The organism is Galbitalea sp. SE-J8, assembly GCF_030345695.1.
Classification (GTDB): Bacteria; Actinomycetota; Actinomycetes; order Actinomycetales; family Microbacteriaceae; genus JAUASV01.
In genome coordinates this window covers 208,678-224,572 of record NZ_JAUASV010000001.1, presented here as the reverse complement: position 1 = coordinate 224,572, position 15,895 = coordinate 208,678, and the positions used below count along the sequence as shown (strand labels likewise).

14 protein-coding genes and 1 pseudogene are annotated in these 15,895 nt (G+C 73.7%); 8 read left to right on the top strand and 7 right to left on the bottom strand.

Features of this window, described 5'->3' with window-relative positions; all coding sequences use genetic code 11:
* Window positions 1–20: 20 nt before the first annotated feature.
* The 7 genes and pseudogenes from QT381_RS01025 to QT381_RS00995 all read right to left on the bottom strand — a co-directional run.
* Window positions 21–785: pseudogene (locus QT381_RS01025) on the bottom strand (DUF1684 domain-containing protein); the annotation flags it as partial.
* Window positions 785–1,969: an LLM class flavin-dependent oxidoreductase gene (locus QT381_RS01020; protein ID WP_289246742.1), complete on the bottom strand. Its 1,185-nt coding sequence runs from the start codon at window positions 1,967–1,969 to the stop codon at window positions 785–787. The gene QT381_RS01020 and the pseudogene QT381_RS01025, both read right to left, overlap by 1 nt.
* A gap of 30 nt (window positions 1,970–1,999) precedes the next feature.
* Window positions 2,000–3,013 (bottom strand): ketopantoate reductase family protein, encoded by a 1,014-nt coding sequence (locus tag QT381_RS01015; RefSeq protein WP_289246740.1) that lies wholly within the window; start codon window positions 3,011–3,013, stop codon window positions 2,000–2,002.
* A gap of 13 nt (window positions 3,014–3,026) precedes the next feature.
* Entirely contained in the window at window positions 3,027–4,670 is a 1,644-nt protein-coding gene (locus QT381_RS01010) for a dipeptide ABC transporter ATP-binding protein (protein WP_289246739.1), read from the bottom strand.
* The gene (locus QT381_RS01005; RefSeq protein WP_289246738.1) at window positions 4,667–5,542 is read right to left on the bottom strand and encodes an ABC transporter permease; all 876 of its coding nucleotides are present in this window, start codon (window positions 5,540–5,542) and stop codon (window positions 4,667–4,669) included. The genes QT381_RS01010 and QT381_RS01005 overlap by 4 nt, the downstream gene beginning before the upstream one ends.
* Complete coding sequence (locus tag QT381_RS01000; RefSeq protein WP_289246737.1) at window positions 5,539–6,495, bottom strand: ABC transporter permease; 957 nt, start codon at window positions 6,493–6,495, stop codon at window positions 5,539–5,541. Before QT381_RS01000 ends, QT381_RS01005 begins: the two co-directional genes overlap by 4 nt.
* Window positions 6,496–6,559: 64 nt before the next feature.
* Window positions 6,560–8,179, bottom strand: a complete 1,620-nt coding sequence (locus tag QT381_RS00995; protein ID WP_289246736.1) for an ABC transporter substrate-binding protein — start codon at window positions 8,177–8,179, stop codon at window positions 6,560–6,562.
* Between the two features lie 236 nt (window positions 8,180–8,415).
* On the opposite strand from QT381_RS00995, the gene QT381_RS00990 reads away from it, so the two are divergent.
* The 8 genes from QT381_RS00990 to QT381_RS00955 all read left to right on the top strand — a co-directional run bounded on the left by QT381_RS00990 (window position 8,416) and on the right by QT381_RS00955 (window position 15,849).
* On the top strand, window positions 8,416–9,123 hold the full coding sequence (locus QT381_RS00990; RefSeq protein WP_289246735.1) for a hypothetical protein: 708 nt from the start codon (window positions 8,416–8,418) through the stop codon (window positions 9,121–9,123).
* A gap of 29 nt (window positions 9,124–9,152) precedes the next feature.
* Window positions 9,153–10,124: an EamA family transporter gene (locus QT381_RS00985; RefSeq protein ID WP_289246734.1), complete on the top strand. Its 972-nt coding sequence runs from the start codon at window positions 9,153–9,155 to the stop codon at window positions 10,122–10,124.
* A gap of 34 nt (window positions 10,125–10,158) precedes the next feature.
* Window positions 10,159–10,632: an SRPBCC family protein gene (locus QT381_RS00980; protein WP_289246732.1), complete on the top strand. Its 474-nt coding sequence runs from the start codon at window positions 10,159–10,161 to the stop codon at window positions 10,630–10,632.
* 111 nt (window positions 10,633–10,743) lie between these two features.
* Window positions 10,744–11,700 carry a nucleoside hydrolase gene (locus QT381_RS00975; RefSeq protein WP_289246730.1) on the top strand — a complete coding sequence of 319 codons (957 nt, stop codon included), beginning with the start codon at window positions 10,744–10,746 and terminating at the stop codon, window positions 11,698–11,700.
* A 7-nt stretch (window positions 11,701–11,707) separates the two neighbouring features.
* Window positions 11,708–12,631: an alpha/beta hydrolase fold domain-containing protein gene (locus QT381_RS00970; RefSeq protein WP_289246729.1), complete on the top strand. Its 924-nt coding sequence runs from the start codon at window positions 11,708–11,710 to the stop codon at window positions 12,629–12,631.
* An 819-nt stretch (window positions 12,632–13,450) separates the two neighbouring features.
* Window positions 13,451–14,212, top strand: coding sequence for an SOS response-associated peptidase (locus QT381_RS00965; protein WP_289246728.1), 762 nt, complete (start codon window positions 13,451–13,453; stop codon window positions 14,210–14,212).
* A gap of 9 nt (window positions 14,213–14,221) precedes the next feature.
* Window positions 14,222–14,758 carry a hypothetical protein gene (locus QT381_RS00960; RefSeq protein ID WP_289246727.1) on the top strand — a complete coding sequence of 179 codons (537 nt, stop codon included), beginning with the start codon at window positions 14,222–14,224 and terminating at the stop codon, window positions 14,756–14,758.
* A 227-nt stretch (window positions 14,759–14,985) separates the two neighbouring features.
* Window positions 14,986–15,849 carry a universal stress protein gene (locus QT381_RS00955; RefSeq protein ID WP_289246726.1) on the top strand — a complete coding sequence of 288 codons (864 nt, stop codon included), beginning with the start codon at window positions 14,986–14,988 and terminating at the stop codon, window positions 15,847–15,849.
* Window positions 15,850–15,895: the final 46 nt, after the last annotated feature.

Genomic DNA, 15,895 nt, shown 5'->3' with positions numbered 1-15,895 from the left:
AAGGGCAGCCGCTCCCCGGCCTCGACGGGCACGTCGAGCACGTTCCCGGCGGGCGGCAGCGGGCAGATCGCGTGGTCCGTGTACGCGCAGTTCTTGTTCTGCGTGCGGGTGAAGTCCAGCGTCACGGCGCCCGCGGCATCCGGTCGGCTCACGATGAGCTCGCGCACGGAGCCGATCGTGGTCACGCCCGAGGTCGCGTCGCGGAAGTGCAGCGCGACGGCGTCGGGCCGGCCGGGCGCGGGCACGGCGATGAGCCGGTGGGTCGCGCCGCCGAGCTCGAACTCGACCACTCCGGGCGAGGCCACCTCGCGACCGAGCCGCGCCGCCACCGAGTCCACGCGGATCGTCCGGGGCTCGTCGTGCGGGATCCAGCGGCCCTGCACCACCCAGCGCGGATCGGGCCGGTAGGCGGGCGTTCCGCGGAAGCCCGTGCGCAGCGCGTGACCCGGGTCGCGCGGGCGCACCACGATCCAGCCGGCCGACCGGAACACCTCGATCCGCACGTCGCTCGCCGCGATGCGGAGCTGACGGGGTGCGGCACTCGCCTCGACGTCGACGCTGCCGCGCAGCACCGCGCCGTCGTCGAGCAGCTCCTCGCCCTCCGCGAGGTCGACGTGCGCGCCGGCCGCGCCCGCGCTCCACCGCCCGGGCACGCCCTCGATCGCGATCGGCTGCTCGGTGAGGTAGTCGATCGACGTGACGGAGAGGATGCCGTACGGCGCGGCGAGCGACTCGTCGCGCGCCGCGCGCCACGCCGTCCACTCGGTGACGAACTCCCCGGCCATCAGGCGGCCGCCGGGTCCCAGCCGAGCGGCTTGGCGACGAGCTCGGCGATGTTCTCGATGAGCTCGAGGTTCTCCCGGTGGCTGAAGCCGGGCGGCAGGAAGATGCCGAGCTCGTCGGCCGCCTGCACCGCGACATCCGACCGCAGGTATTCGACGATCTCGTCGGGCTCGCCCACGACGACGGGCGACTGCAGACCGGGGCCGCGCGCCCCGGACGGCGCCGGCGCGTCGTTCCGGCTCTCGACGGCCCGCGGCGGCAGCGACCCGGCCGGGCGGGACGCGGCGGCGCCCTCGCGGTCGCGGAGGTCGGCGTACGCCCGGTAGAGCGCGCGCTGACCGTCGTTCACGAACGGGAAGAACAGCCGGTGCGCGGAGACCCGCGGCGCACGGTCGGTGCGGGTCCAGGCCTCGCGGTGCGCGTCGATCTGCGCGCGCTGACCGCCCTCGAACCCGAGACCGATGTTCGGGCCGATGGCGCTCAGCAGCAGGTCCAGTCCCTGGCTCGCGGCGTGCGCGGCGCTGTCCACGCCGCCCGGCCCGTACCAGATCCGGTCGCGCAGCCCGGGGACGTAGGGCCGCGTGTAGTAGGGGGTCCCGCGCCCGGGCGCGTGTTCCCCGGCGGGGCCGAACACGCGGCCTTCCGCCGGGTCGGCCACGGTCGCCGGCCCGGGCGTGCCGGCCGGGGCGTAGCCGAGCACCGTGCCGGCGAGGGCCTCGAGCAGCCGATCCACCTTGTCGGCCGCCGACTCCTTGAACGGCCGGGCGTCCGCCGCGCCGAAGATCGGGTCGAAGCCCGGGATGCCGGTGGCGATGCCGAGCTCGAGACGCCCGTCGACGAGCAGGTCGACCGTCGCCGCGTCCTCTGCGACGCGGATCGGGTGCTCGTAGCCGACCGGGATGATCGCCGTTCCGAGCCGGATCCGGGAGGTGTGCTGGCCGGCGGCGGCGATGACCGTGAGCGGCGACGACAGGTAGTTGTCGAAGTGCCGGTTGCGCACCCAGCCGCGGCCGTAGCCGAGCTGCTCCGCGATCCGGAACAGCTCGATGACGTCGCGGTGGCCCTGCGCCGAGCCGCCCGGCGCGCTCGGCGAGTAGGCGCCGTTGGTGAGGAACGCCAGCGAGAACCCGGTTCTCGGGTTGCGCTGCCGGGCGGGCTCGAGCAGGGTGACGGGCTCATTCGCCATGGGGGACTCCTTGATCGTCAGACGGTCGGTTCATGCGACGGGGGCGAGCTCGAGGATCTCGCCGATGCGGTGCGCGCCCGGCCCCTCGCCGAGCAGCTCCGAGCGGCCGAGCACGCGCTGCACGCGCTCGTTGAGCGGGGTGGGCACGCCGTGCCGGCGGCCGAGCAGCACGATCTCGCCGTTCAGGAAGTCGAGCTCGCTGCGCGTGCCGCGGGCGAAGTTCTGCCATGTCGAGCCCCGGAAGGCCGGGCGCCCGGCGGTGGGCGGCTGCGGTTCGCGACCGCCGCCGACCGCCCGGCCGGGATCGACGTCGGCCGCGATGTCCAGGTCGACTCCGGCTGCCTCGAGCACTGCCCGCGCCTCGGCGACGAGACCGTCCGAGAGGAGCGTCCGCTCGCGGTCGTCGCCGTCGAGCACGCTCACGGCGTTGAGGATGTTGTGCAGCAGCTTCTCGTGCTTGCGGCGCGTGATGTCCGTGCGGACCCGCACCAGGTAGCCGGCCGCCTCGAGGTCGGCGGCGACGGATGCGACGGTGCCGGCATCCGCGTCCTGACGGCCGTCGAGGGCGCCCACCTGGAGGTACCCGGTGCCGCCGGCCGCGTACGGGATGACGACCCCGGGCTCGAGGTAGTTGACCGGCACGATGGTCGCGACGGACACCACGCGGGCGAAGCGCCGCCGCGCCGCGTCCTCGGTGGCGACGCCGTTCTGCAGCACGACGAGCGGCAGGTCGGCGGCGACGAGCTCCGCGGAGTCCGCGAGCGGCAGCCACGCCCACCCGGAGATGACCTCCTCCGCGTCCTGCGACTTGACGGCGAGCACGAGCACGTCATCCGTCGTGAGCCGGGCCTCGGCGGCATCCGCGACGACCCGGAGGCGAACGCGCTCGTCCCCGTCGGCCTTGCGGAGCACGAGCGGCCCGGCGCGCAGGGCGTCCAGCTGCCGCCCGCGCGCGACGAGCACGGCGGGGATGCCGGCCGAGGTGAGCTGCGCGGCGAGGTGGGCGCCGATCGCGCCGGCGCCGATGATCACGTACCTGGTCATTCGTCCTCCTGGGTCAGATGGCGATCGCGTCGGTGCGACGGCCGGGGATGGCCTCGATCAGCCGGATGGTCTCGGCGGCGGCGGGGCGGTCGAACACGGCCTCGACGGAGCCGGTCTCGACGACGCGGCCGCGAGCCACGACGGCGACCTCGTCGGCGATCTGCCGCACCACCGCGAGGTCGTGGGTGATGAACGCGTAGCTGAGACCGTACTCGGCCTGCAGATCGACGAGCAGCTGGAGGATCTGGGCCTGCACGGAGACGTCGAGCGCCGAGACGGGCTCGTCGAGCACGAGCAGGTCGGGGCGGAGCACGATCCCGCGGGCGAGTGCCACCCGCTGGCGCTGACCGCCCGACAGCTCGTGCGGTCGGCGTCGGCCGAGCGCCCGCGGCAGCGCGACGGCGTCGAGGGCGTCGTCGACGCGGGCGCGCAGCTCGGCTCTCCCCAGGGAGCGGTAGTTGCGCAGCGGCTCGGCGATCGTCTCGACGACGCTGAACCGGGGGTCGAGCGACGCGTACGGGTTCTGGTAGATGAGCTGCACGTGGTCGCGATAGGCCCGGAGCGCCCGGGCGCCGCGCCGCGGCACCGGCTCGCCGTGCACCTCGACGGTGCCCGAGTCGGGATGCTCGAGGCCGACGAGCACGCGCGCGAGCGTCGACTTGCCGCTGCCCGACTCGCCGACGATGCCGAGCGTGCGCCCGCGACCGACCGCGAGGGACACGCCGTCGAGCGCCTGCACGACGTGGCGGCCACGCACGAAGGCCTTGCGCACGTCGTCGACGACGAGCACGGCGGCCGGGTCGGGCGCCTTCGCGTCGGGGGCGGGCGCCGTTCCCGGGGACGGGACGAGCCGGCCCGACGCGAAGGACGGCGCAGCGGCCAGCAGCGACCGGGTGTACTCGTGCTGCGGGTTGGTCGCCACCGCGAGCGCGGGACCCTCCTCGACGATGCGGCCGTTCTGCAGCACGACGATCCGGTCCGCTCGCTCGACCGCGACGCCGAGGTCGTGCGTGATGAACAGGATCGCGGTGCCGTGCTCCGCTCGCAGCAGGTCGAGCCGATCGAGCACGGCGCGCTGCACCGTGACGTCGAGCCCGCTCGTGGGCTCGTCCGCGACGATGAGCTTCGGGTCGGAGGAGAACGCCATCGCGAGCAGCACGCGCTGCTGCTGGCCGCCGGAGAGCTCGTGCGGGTACTGCCCGAGTCGCCGCTCCGGCTCGTCGAAGCCGACCTCGCGGAGCAGGTCGACGAGCCGGGCGCGCGCCTCGTGCGGCCGGGCGAGCCCGTGCAGCACGAGGTGCTCGGTGGCCTGGGAGCCGATCGTGCGCACGGGGTTGAGCGACACGGACGGGTCCTGCGGCACGAGCGACACGGCCGTGCCGCGCACGGAACGCCAGAGCGGGTCGGTCCAGTCCCGGATGGCCGTGCCGCCGAGCTCGAGCCGGTCGAACCGTGCCAGCGCGTTCGGGGCGAGCAGCCCGATGGCGGCCATGCCGAGGGTCGTCTTGCCCGAGCCCGACTCGCCGACGAGCGCGACGACCTCGCCCGCGCCGACCGTGAGCGCGGTGGGCTCGAGGGCCGTCGCCGTGCCCGTGCGCGCCGACCGGTAGTCGACGGTCAGCCCCTCGATGACGAGGGCCGGCTCGAGCGCGCTCATCGCACCGCCTCCTGATCGGGGTCGAGCGCGCGGCTGATGCGATTGGCCGCGAGCACGGTGAGGATGATGACGAGCCCGGGCAGCGTCGTGAGCCACCATGCGGTCTGCAGGTATCCGCGCCCGTCGTTCACGAGCGAGCCCCACTCCGGCTGCGGCGGCTGCGCGCCGTAGCCGAGGAAGCTCAGGGCGCTGAACGCGAGGATCGCCCCGCCGAACTCGAGCGCGGCGAGCGTCAGCACGGTGCCCGCCGAGTTCGGCAGCAGGTGCCGGAACAGGATGCGCAGCCGCGAGGACCCGACCAGGCGCGCGGCCTCGATGTACCGCGTGCCCCGCACCCGGTACACCTCGGCCCGCATCAGCCGGGCGAACACCGCGACGGATGCGACCCCCACCGCGATCGCGACGTTGACGGTGCCGAAGCCGAGCGCCGTGACCACGGTCATGGACAGCAGCAGGCCCGGGATCGCGAGGATCACGTCGATGACGCGCATGACGAACGTGTCGACGAAGCCCCCGACGTAGCCCGAGACGAGGCCGATGAGCGATCCGGCGACGAGGGCGATGAGCACCGCGAGCAGCGAGCCGCGCAGGGAGAGCGACGAGCCGTACACGACGCGCGTGTAGAGGTCCCGCCCGACGTAGTCGGTGCCGAACACGTGCTGCGCCGACGGCGCCTGGAGGGCTGCCGTGGGATCGACGGCGAGCGGGTCGGCGCCGGTCAGCAGGGTCGGGAAGAACGCGCCGACGAGCACGAGCACGACGAACGCGGCCGACGCGCTCAGCCCGATCCAGCGGGTCCAGCGACGCGGCCGGGCCGAGGGGCGCGGCGCCGCACCCCGGTGCCCGACGAGCAGGCTCCGCACCGCACTCATGCCGCCACCAGCCCGCGCCGGCGGATGCGGGGATCGATCACCGGGTAGAGCCCGTCGACGAGGAGGTTGACGACGACGAAGATCGCCGCCGCCAGCACGACGACGAACTGCACGACCGGGAGGTCCTGCTGCGTCACCGCCTGCTGGGTCACCCGCCCGAGCCCGGCCCTCGAGAAGACGGTCTCGGTGATGACGGTGCCGGCGAGCAGGTGCCCGAACGTGATGCCCGCCATGGTGAGCGCCGGGATGACGGCGTTGCGCAGCACGTGGCGCGACAGCAGCCGGGGCCGGCCGAGTCCCTTCGCCTGCGCGACCTGCACGAAGGGCTGCTGCCAGGTCGTCAGGAAGTTCTTCGTGAGCACCTGGGCGATCGTCGCCGACACCGGGATGGCGAGGGTGAGGGTGGGCAGCACGAGGGTGTTCGGCGCCCGGTCGCCGAACGACGGGAACCAGTGGAACGTGAACGAGAACAGCTGCAGCAGCACGAGCCCGAGCCAGAACGGCGGCAGCGAGAGGGCGAGCGGCGGCAGGGACTGCAGCACCTGGCGCAGCCACCGCATCCGGGTGCTCGACGCGACCACGGCGAGCGCGAGGCCGAGCGCGACGGCGACGCCGAATCCGGCGAGCGCGAGCACCGTGGTCGAGCCGATGCCCCGGCCCACGATGTCGACGACGGGCTGCCCCTGCTCGATCGAGGTGCCGAAGTCGCCGCGGAGGAAGGCCCCCAGGTGGTCGACGTACTGCAGGACGAGCGGACGGTCGAAGCCGTACTCCCGGTTGAGGGCGGCGATCGCCTCCGGATCGAGGTTGCCGGAGGCGCCGCCCTGGCTGAGCATGAGCGACACGGGGTCGCTCGGCAGCCCGTAGAGGATGAAGAAGCTGAGCGTGAACGCCGCCCACAGCACGAACACCGACTGGGCGAGCTTCGCGCCCCAGTAGCGGAGCAGGAGCATCACGGAGTCCTTCCCTGTGTCGATGCGGATGCGGATGCGGTACGGATGCGGTGGGCGGCGCTCGTCAGCCCTGGCTCACCCAGACGTCGTAGAACACGAGCTTCGTCTCGCCGTCGGCGCGCAGGCCGTGCGCCGACGCGTTGTACGCGTACGTCCACGCGCGGTCGTCGAGCGGGATCGCCCAGTGGTTCTCGATGAGGTACTGCTGCACCTTCGCCGATGCCGCCGCCCGATCGCCCGGGTCGATCGCCGACTCCTGGGCGTCGAGCAGCTCGTCGAGCGGTCCGGGGCTGGCCCAGGCGTAGCCCTGCGAGGTGTGGTTGGAGTTCCACACCGCATTGAGCACCGACACGTCGGCGCGAGTCATCTGCCATTTGTCGGCCTCGTAGTCGCCGTTCGCGAGCGCCGCGCTCGACGTCGCCTGGTCGGACTTGTCGAGCGGCAGGTCGATGCCGACCTTGAGCAGCTGGGCCTGCAGCAGCTCGGCGCCCGGCCAGTTGCCGATCGCGGGCACGCGGACGGTGAACCGCGTGCCGTCCTTGGTGCGGATGCCGTCGTCGCCGACCGTCCAGCCGTCGTCGTCGAGCACCCGCTCCGCCTTCGCCGGGTCGTACTCGATGGCGCCGCTCTGGTCGGCGAACCCGGGCGTGCCGCTGCCGATGGCGCTCGCACCGGCGCCGTAGCTCGGCCCGAACACCGTGCTGACGATCGTCTTCGAGTCGATCGCGAGCTGGATCGCCTCACGGGCGGGCGCGTCGGTCCCCAGGAACGACTTCTGGTTGATGATGAGCGTCTCGGTGAGCCCGGGGATCTTCAGTGGCAGCAGGGTGACGCCCTCGGTCGCGCTCAGTCGTGCCTCGTCCTGGAAGGCGATGAGCGCGGCCGACTGGATCTCGCCGTCGGCGACCTGGTTGGCCCGGGTGGACGCGTCGCCGATCTCGACCAGGCGCAGGTGGTCGACGTACGCGTCGCCGGTGTGCTCCGCGATCGACGACGGGGTGTCGTACCCGACCCGCTTGTCGAGGTCGATCTCGGTCTGCGGGTTGTAGCTCGCGAGGGTGAACGGTCCCGATCCGGCGTACTCGCCCTTCGCCAGGTCGGCCGGATCCTTGCCGAGGTCGTTCGGCGAGATGAGGCCGAACACGGCACCCGACACCGCCTGCAGGAAGTACGCGGCGGGCTTCGCGAAGTCGAACTCGACGGTGCGCGGGTCGACGACCTTCGTCTCGGTGAGGCCCAGCAGCAGCGGGTACGCGCCGACGGCCTTCGGGCCGAGCGCCACCGCGCGATCGAAGTTCGCCTTGACGGCCGCCGCGTCGATGGGGGCGCCGTCGGAGAACGTGCCGCCCTCGCGCAGGTGGAACGTGTAGACGGTCGCGTCGTCGTTGATCTCCCAGCTCTCGGCGATCCACGGCACGATCGTGCCGTCCGGCTTCTGGTCGACGAGGGAGTCGGCGAGCGCGCGCACCACCTGGAGCGCCTCGTGGAAGATCAGGGTCGGCGGATCGAGGGACGTGATCGCGCCGACGGCGGAGAACGCGTGGGTGTACGTGCCCCCGGTCTGGACGGTCTCGGCCGTCGACGCCTCGTCGGCGTCGGTGCCCGGAGTCGCCGAGCAGCCGGCGAGGACGAGGCCGGCGGCCAGACCCAGCGCGATGGCGGCGCGGGCGCGGAACTGTGGCATGTCGGTGACTTTCGATGGAGGGGCCCGGGGACCGGGCCGTGGATGGCGAACGAGGGGCCACCCTGGCCGGGCGGGCGCGGGTCCGCCATCCCCGGCTACACCGGGGGCAACAGCGCGTCACAATCGTCACGTTCGCCCCGGACGGCGCCGTCCCGTGGCAGGGTGGACGACCCGCACCTCCCGGATCGGCCGATCCCCCGCGCGCCGTCGTAATCGATTTGTTACCCTGGCCGGGCATGCCTTCTCCACGACGCGCCACCCGACCCGACGCGCCGGCCACTCCGCCGGCGCCCGTCGTCGGCACCGCGACCCCGCGACCCCGCATCGCGATGCGCCGCCGATCGGGGCTGGAGGCGCTCGCCGTGCTCGGGCTCGTGGCATCCGTCGCGATCGTGCCGGTCGCGAGCGCGCAGGCGCAGGACCTTCCGTCGAGCGTCACCGACCTCGAGTCGCAGTCGCTCGTCGTGTCGGCGGCGGCCGACGAGCCGGTCATCGCGCGCCCGGATGCGACGGCATCCGACGGCGTCGAATCGCTCGTCGCGAGCGGCACCAACGCCGACTGGGCGACGCTCGTGCTGCTCGACGGCGACTTCCCGATCACCCAGGAGAACGTCACCGTGTTCCTGCGCTGGATGCGGCAGGAGAACGGACCGGACGACTGGTTCAACCGCAACAACCCGCTCAACAACGGCTATGGCTCGGGCGGCGGAGGCGGCACGGGCGTGTACTCCGAGCTGCAGACGGCCGCGCAGAAGGCCGCCGAGAACCTGCGTCGCCCGATCTTCTCCGACATCGCGGCCGCGTTCGACGCGAAGCAGAGCGCCGACGCCACGGCCCGCGTGATCTGGGCGTCGCGCTGGTCGACGAGCCACTACGCGAACGGCCACCACTGGAGCACCGCGCCCGTGAAGATCGTCACGGCGCCGGCCGGCGCCTGGCACTGAGCCCGTCGATGCGCGCCTAGGCTCGACGGGTGCGCGCGCTCGACCGGATCCCCGCGCCCCTGCTCGCCGTCGCCGCGGTGTTCTCGGTGCAGTTCGGCAGCGCGACGGCCCGCACGTTCTTCGGCGAGACCGGCCCGGTGGGCGCCGCCGCGCTGCGGCTCGTGTTCGCGAGCGTCGTCATGCTGCTCGTCGTGCGTCCGCGGGTGCGCGCGTGGAACCGCCGCACCTGGCTCACGGTCGTCGCCCTCGGCATCGCGCTCGGCGGCATGAACACCCTCATCTACCTCGCCATCCAGCACGTGCCGATCGGGGTCGCGGTCACGGTCGAGTTCCTCGGCCCGCTCGGCGTCGCGCTCGCGCAGACGAGACGCGCAGTGGATGCCGCCTGGGCACTCCTCGCGCTCGCCGGCGTCGTGCTCCTCGGCCTCGAGGCGCTCGAGTCGCGCGGGCCGGGCGCCCTCGACCTCGCCGGGCTCGGGCTCGCGGCGCTCGCCGCGGTGTTCTGGGCGGGATACATCGTCACGAGCGCGAGCCTCGGCTCCCGGGCGACGGGGCTCGACCCGCTCGCCGTGTCCATGCTCGTCGCGACCCTCGTCGTGCTGCCGTTCGGGGCGGCGCCGGCCGGATCGGCCGTCGCGGCCGACCCGCGTCTGCTGCTCGTCTTCCTCGGGGTGGGGCTCGCGACATCCGTCATCCCGTACTCGCTCGAGTTCGCGGCGCTCCGCCGCATCCCGACCCGGGTGTTCGGCGTGCTGTCGAGCCTCGGGCCCGCGATCGCCGCACTCGCCGGACTCGTCGTGCTGCACCAGGCGCTCGGCTGGCGGCAGTGGCTCGCCCTCGCCCTCGTCACGGCGGCGAGCGTCGGGGTCACGGTGCTCGCCCGGCGTCCCGGCGGCCCGAGCGCGCCGGGCGCGACGCCCGGGCGCGACGCCCGGGCGCGCCGCCTGGGCGCGACGTGCGAGTCGGCCGGATGCGAGGCGCGCCGGACCGGTGCTCTCTAGCGTGGTCAGCCACGAACCGGAAGAGGAGGTCGCCATGACCACCGTGCAGAAGAGCATCGACGTCGATGTGCCGATCAGCGTCGCGTACAACCAGTGGACCCAGTTCGAGGAGTTCCCCGAGTTCATGAACGGCGTCGACTCGATCAGCCAGATCGACGACACGCACCTGCACTGGAACGTCTCGATCGGCGGGGCGAAGCGCGAGTTCGACGCCGAGATCACCGAGCAGCATCCCGACGAGCGCATCGCGTGGAAGAGCGTCGACGGCGAGACCCACGCGGGCGTCGTCACGTTCCACCGCATCGCCGATGACAGCACGCGGGTGAGCGTCGAGTTCGACTGGAAGCCGGAGGGGATCGTCGAGAAGGCGGGCAGCATCCTGCAGGTCGACGACGTGCAGATCGCGGGCGACCTGAAGCGGTTCAAGGACATCATCGAGGCGCAGGGCTTCGAGACCGGCGGATGGCGCGGTGACGTCGACCGCGCCCCGGACGGCACCGGGCGCTGAGCCGCCCGCGTTCGGCGGTGCGGGATGTTCGGACGCCCGCGCCTCGGCGGCGCGCGGCGCTCCGCGGTCAGGCGCGCGCGGTAGGCGCGCCGGCCTCGATACCCTCGACGGATGGGGCGACCGCTGTACTTCGACTGTGACACCGGCATCGACGATGCCCTCGCGCTCGGCTACCTGCTCGCGAGCGACGCCGCGGGCGAGATCGAGCTGCTCGGCGTCGGCACCGTGAGCGGCAACGTCGACGCGACCACGGCGGCCCGCAACACGCTCGACCTGATGGCGCTCGCGGGCCGCGGCGCGCCCGTGGCGATCGGGGCGCAGCATCCGCTCGCGCGTCCGTTCGAGGGCGGGGTGCCGCACATCCACGGGCGCAACGGCGTCGGCAACGTCGAGCTCCCCCGAGCCGCGGCCGAGCCGGTCGACGAGTCGGCCGCCGAGCTGCTCGTCTGGCTGAGCCACGAGTACGCGGGTGCGCTCGAGATCGTCGCGGTCGGCCCGCTCACGAACCTCGCGCTCGCGCTGCAGCTCGACCCGACGCTGCCGAGCCGGGTCGCCGTCGTCACGATCATGGGCGGCGCGGCGATCGTGCCCGGCAACGTCACGCCGGTCGCCGAGGCCAACATCCACAACGACGCGGATGCCGCTGCCGCGGTCCTCGAGGCGGACTGGCCGATCGTGCTCGTGCCGCTCGACGTCACGCTCGAGCACCAGCTCGACGAGGACCACCGGGTGCGCCTGCTCGAGTCGGGCCGGCCGTTCGCGGAGGCGCTCGGCCGCATCCTCGACCTGTACTTCGGGTTCTACGTCGACCTGTACGGGCACCGCGCGTGCGCGCTGCACGACCCGCTCGCGGCGGCGCTCGCGGTCGGCGGCATCCGTGCCTCGATCGCCCCCGCGATCCCCGTCGTCGTCGACGCGACCGACGGTCCCGGCCGGGGGCAGACGATCTGCGATCTGCGCGGCCAGCGGATCGGGCCGCGGGATCACCCCGGCGCGCACGTGCGCGTCGTGCTGCGCACCGACTCGCAGCTCGGCGATCACCTCGTCGACACCGTGCTCACGCTGTGACGGCCGCGTGAACGCGCACTCGCCGGGCGCGCATCCGCCGGGCGGGCACGCGGCGGGCCCGCACCTGCCGGGCGCGCACCTGCCGTCGAGCCTCCTGCCGCTCGTCGGCATGCTCACCGGCGCGAAGCACCGCTACCGCTCGGCCGAGCTGAGTCGCGAGAGCATCGAGGCGCAGCTGCGCAAGCCCGCGCGGTTCGCCCCGCCGCCGTTCCGCGACCTCGCGGTGTCGCGCGCGGACGACGCGGGCTTCCCGGTGTTCACGGTCGAGCCGCAGCAGGCTCCGGTCGGCACGGTGGTGTACCTGCACGGCGGATCGTACGTGCACGAGATCAGCACGTTCCAGTGGAAGTACGTCGGTGACCTGGCGCGCACGACGGGCGTGCGGGCGATCGTGCCGATCTACCCGCTCGGCCCGGTCTGGACGGCGGACCGCACGGTGCCCGCGATGGCCGACCTCGTCGCCGCGAGCGGGGCGGATGTCGTCATGGGCGACTCCGCGGGTGGCGGGCTCGCCGTGGCATCCGTGCTCGCCTCCGGTCGTCCGCTGCCGACGGCGCTCATCGCGCCCTGGCTCGACCTCGGGCTGACGGACCCCGCGCTCCCGGACCTCGACGCGGTGGATCCGTGGCTGTCGCCCGTCGGGCTGCGGGTGAACGGCGACGCGTACCGCGGCGCGGTGCCGCTCGACGACCCGCGGGTGAGTCCGCTGTTCGGCGACCTGTCGCGGCTGGGGCCGTCGATGGTCGTCGTCGGCACGCACGACCTGATGCTCGCGGACGCCCGCGCGTTCGCGAGCCGTGCGACGGATGCCGGGGTCGCGGTGACCCTGCACGAGGAGCCCGGCATGGTGCACGTCTACCCGCTGCTGCCGATCGCCGAGGCGGAGGCCGCGCGGGCGCTGGTGAGGGCCTTCGTGCGCGCCCACGTCTGACCGCCTCCGCCCTCCGCCCTCCGCCCCCGCCTCCGCCTCCGCTCCCGCCCCCGCCCCCGCTGGTCGAGGAGCCTGCGAGCGGAGCGAGCCGGCGTCTCGAGACCGCCACCGTCCGCTGGTCGAGGAGCCCGCGAGCGGAGCGAGCCGGCGTCTCGAGACCGCCACCGTCCGCTGGTCGAGGAGCCCGCGAGCGGAGCGAGCCGGCGTCTCGAGACCACCACCGTCCGCTGGTCGAGGAGCCCGCGAGCGGAGCGAGCCGGCGTCTCGAGACCACCACAGTTCCCTCGGCATAGGGCTGGTTTCGAGACGCGACGTTCGCTCCGCTCACGGCGCTCCTCAACCAGCGGAACGAACAGCTCCACACCGCTGGTCGAGGAGCCTGCGAGCGGAGCGAGCCGGCGTCTCGAGACCACCACACCCCCCTCCGCGTAGGGTTGGTTTCGAGACGCGGCGTTCGCTTCGCTCACGGCGCTCCTCAACCAGCGGAACGAACAGCTCCACACCGCTGGTCGAGGAGCCTGCGAGCGGAGCGAGCCGGCGTCTCGAGACCACCACACCCCCCCTCCGCGCACGGCTGGTTTCGAGACGCGACGTTCGCTCCGCTCACGGCGCTCCTCAACCAGCGGAACGAACAGCTCCACACCGCTGGTCGAGGAGCCTGCGAGCGCAGCGAGCCGGCGTCTCGAGACCCTCACACCCCCCTCCGCATACGGGCGGGTTTCGAGACGCGACGTTCGCTTCGCTCACGGCGCTCCTCAACCGGCGGAGCGACCAGCCGCACGAACCCCCCGCGTCGGACCCTCCGCGTAGCCTGGCGGCATGTGCGGGCGGTTCGCGGTCGACAGCGAGGTCAACGACCTCATCGAGGAGTTCGTCGCCCAGGGCGGCGACGTGCACGACTGGCGGCCGAGCTACAACATCCGTCCGACCGATCCGATCCCCGTGGTGATCGAGAGCGTGCGCCGCAACGGGGACGCGGCCGGCGAGCTGCAGCGCCGGCTCGAGCTCGCCCGCTGGTCGCTCACCCCGTCGTGGTCGAAGGACCTGAAGATGAAGGGGCCGACGTTCAACGCGCGCTCCGAGACGGCCGCGACGACCTCGATGTTCAGGGCGAGCGTCGAGGGCAAGCGGGCGCTGATCCCGGTGACCGGCTACTACGAGTGGCACACGGATGCCACCGGCCCCGGCAAGCCGCGCAAGACGCCCTACTTCATCCACGACCCGTCCGGCGACGACTTCGCGTTCGCCGGCCTGTACTCCTGGTGGCGGGACCGCTCGAGGCCCGATGACGACCCGGAGCGCTGGGTGCTCACGGCCACGATCCTCACGATGGATGCCGTGCCGCACCTGCGTGCGATCCACGACCGCAACCCCGTGCCGCTGCCGCGCGAGCTCTGGCAGCACTGGCTCGATCCCTCGCTCATCGGTGACGAGCAGCTCGTCCGCGAGGCGGTCGCGGCGGGCACCGAGCTCGCTGAGCGGCTGGAGTTCTACGAGGTCGCGCCCGTCACGGGCGAGGGCCCGGAGACCATGCGGCCGCTCCACCCGGGAGCTGAGGCTTCATCCGGTCAAGGCGGCTAGGCTCGGGGCATGACCGACGACGGCCGCCCTCTCGACCCGCGATTCGACCCCGCGTTCCAGCGCGGGTATGTGGGCGAGGTGCGCACGCAGCACCGCCGGCCCACGATCGGCACGCCCTCGGTGCTGCCCGCGGGCTCGCTCGTCGACGGCCGGCCGTCGCCGTCGCCGTCGGTCGCGACAGCGCCCGTCGCGCCGACGGCCGCCGCACTGCCCGCCACACTGCCCGCCACGTTGCCTGCCCCGCCTACCGTCGTCACGACCGAGCCGGATGCGGATGCGGATGCCGACGCCGACGACGCGGTCGTGTCCCGCGTGCGGGTCAACCCCTTCGTCATCGCCCTGGTCGCGCTCGCGATCGGGTTCGGCCTCGTCGGAGTGTGGCTCGTGCAGGTGGCGCTCGCACCGGTCGAGGACACGAACAATGCGTCGCAGCAGGCCTGGATCATGGTGCAGCTCGCGACCTACGGCGCACCCATCGCGTTCGGCGCCGCCGGGCTGGCGATCGTGGCCGCGGTCGCCGTGCTCGGCATCCGCTGGCGGCGCTGACGGCGACCCGGCCCCGCCGGCCTCGGTGACCCGGCCCGGCCCGCCGCGCCCGCGCGCCGCTGCGAACGACCCGCCCGGCCCGCGCCGCAGCCGACCCGACCCCGCGCGCCCGCGCGCCGCAGCCGACCCGACCCCGCCAGGACTCGCCCGGACCCGGTCCCCAAGCCGCTGACGACGCGGGACCTTCGGCACTGCCGCGCCGCGCTCGCGGCCGCGAGGCTCGCGGTATGGAACGCATCACGATCGGGATCGACTCCGAGCGGGCGAGCGACATCGCCCTCGACTGGGCGCTGGCGCGCGCCGCGAGCACGCCCGCCGACCTGCGCCTGGTCAGCGTGCCGGAGCATCCGCTGCACGGCGACCAGGCCGTCCGGGCTCGGCTCGCGGGACTCATGGTGCGCGTCATCACGGCATCCCCCGAGTCGCCGTGCCGCGCCGACCTGCTCGGCGCCCCGATCGTCGACGCGCTCGCGGACGCGGGCCGCGACGCCGACCTGCTCGTGCTCGGCTCGCACCGCACCCGGCCGGTGCGCTCGGCCCTCACCGGCTCGATCGTCACGCGGGTCGCCGCGAGCTCGGCCACGCCGACGGTCGTCGTCCCCGACGACTGGACGCCCGGCGATGGCCCCGTCGTGGTCGGCTACACCGACGACGAGACCGCGGATGACGCCCTCGCGTTCGCGGCGGGCGAGGCGCTGGCGAGCGGGCGCGAGCTCGTCGTGGTGCACGCCTGGCGGGTCGTGCCGGTCGACGGGCGGTTCGAGTCGCCGCGTGAGCAGAGCTGCGCCGACCACGCGGCGATGCTCGCCGCGGCCGTCGCGCGGATGACCGCGCGTTTCCCGGGCCTGCGGGCGCGGGCGGTGCTGCGCGAGGGACGTCCGGCCGCCGCGCTGCTCGCCGAGGCGCGGGATGCCGCGCTCGTGGTCGTCGGCACGCACGGCTACGGCCCGCTCGCCGGCGCGATCGTCGGCTCGGTCGGAGCCGAGGTGATGCGCGGGTCGACGAGCCCGGTGTGCGTGGTCCCGTTCGGCTATGCGCTCACCGAGCGACTCGCCGACCGCTTCACCGCTCCGCTCGCGGCCCGCCTCTGATCCGGCGTGGCCTCTGATCCGGCGCGGCCCGCCCCTGAGCGGCACG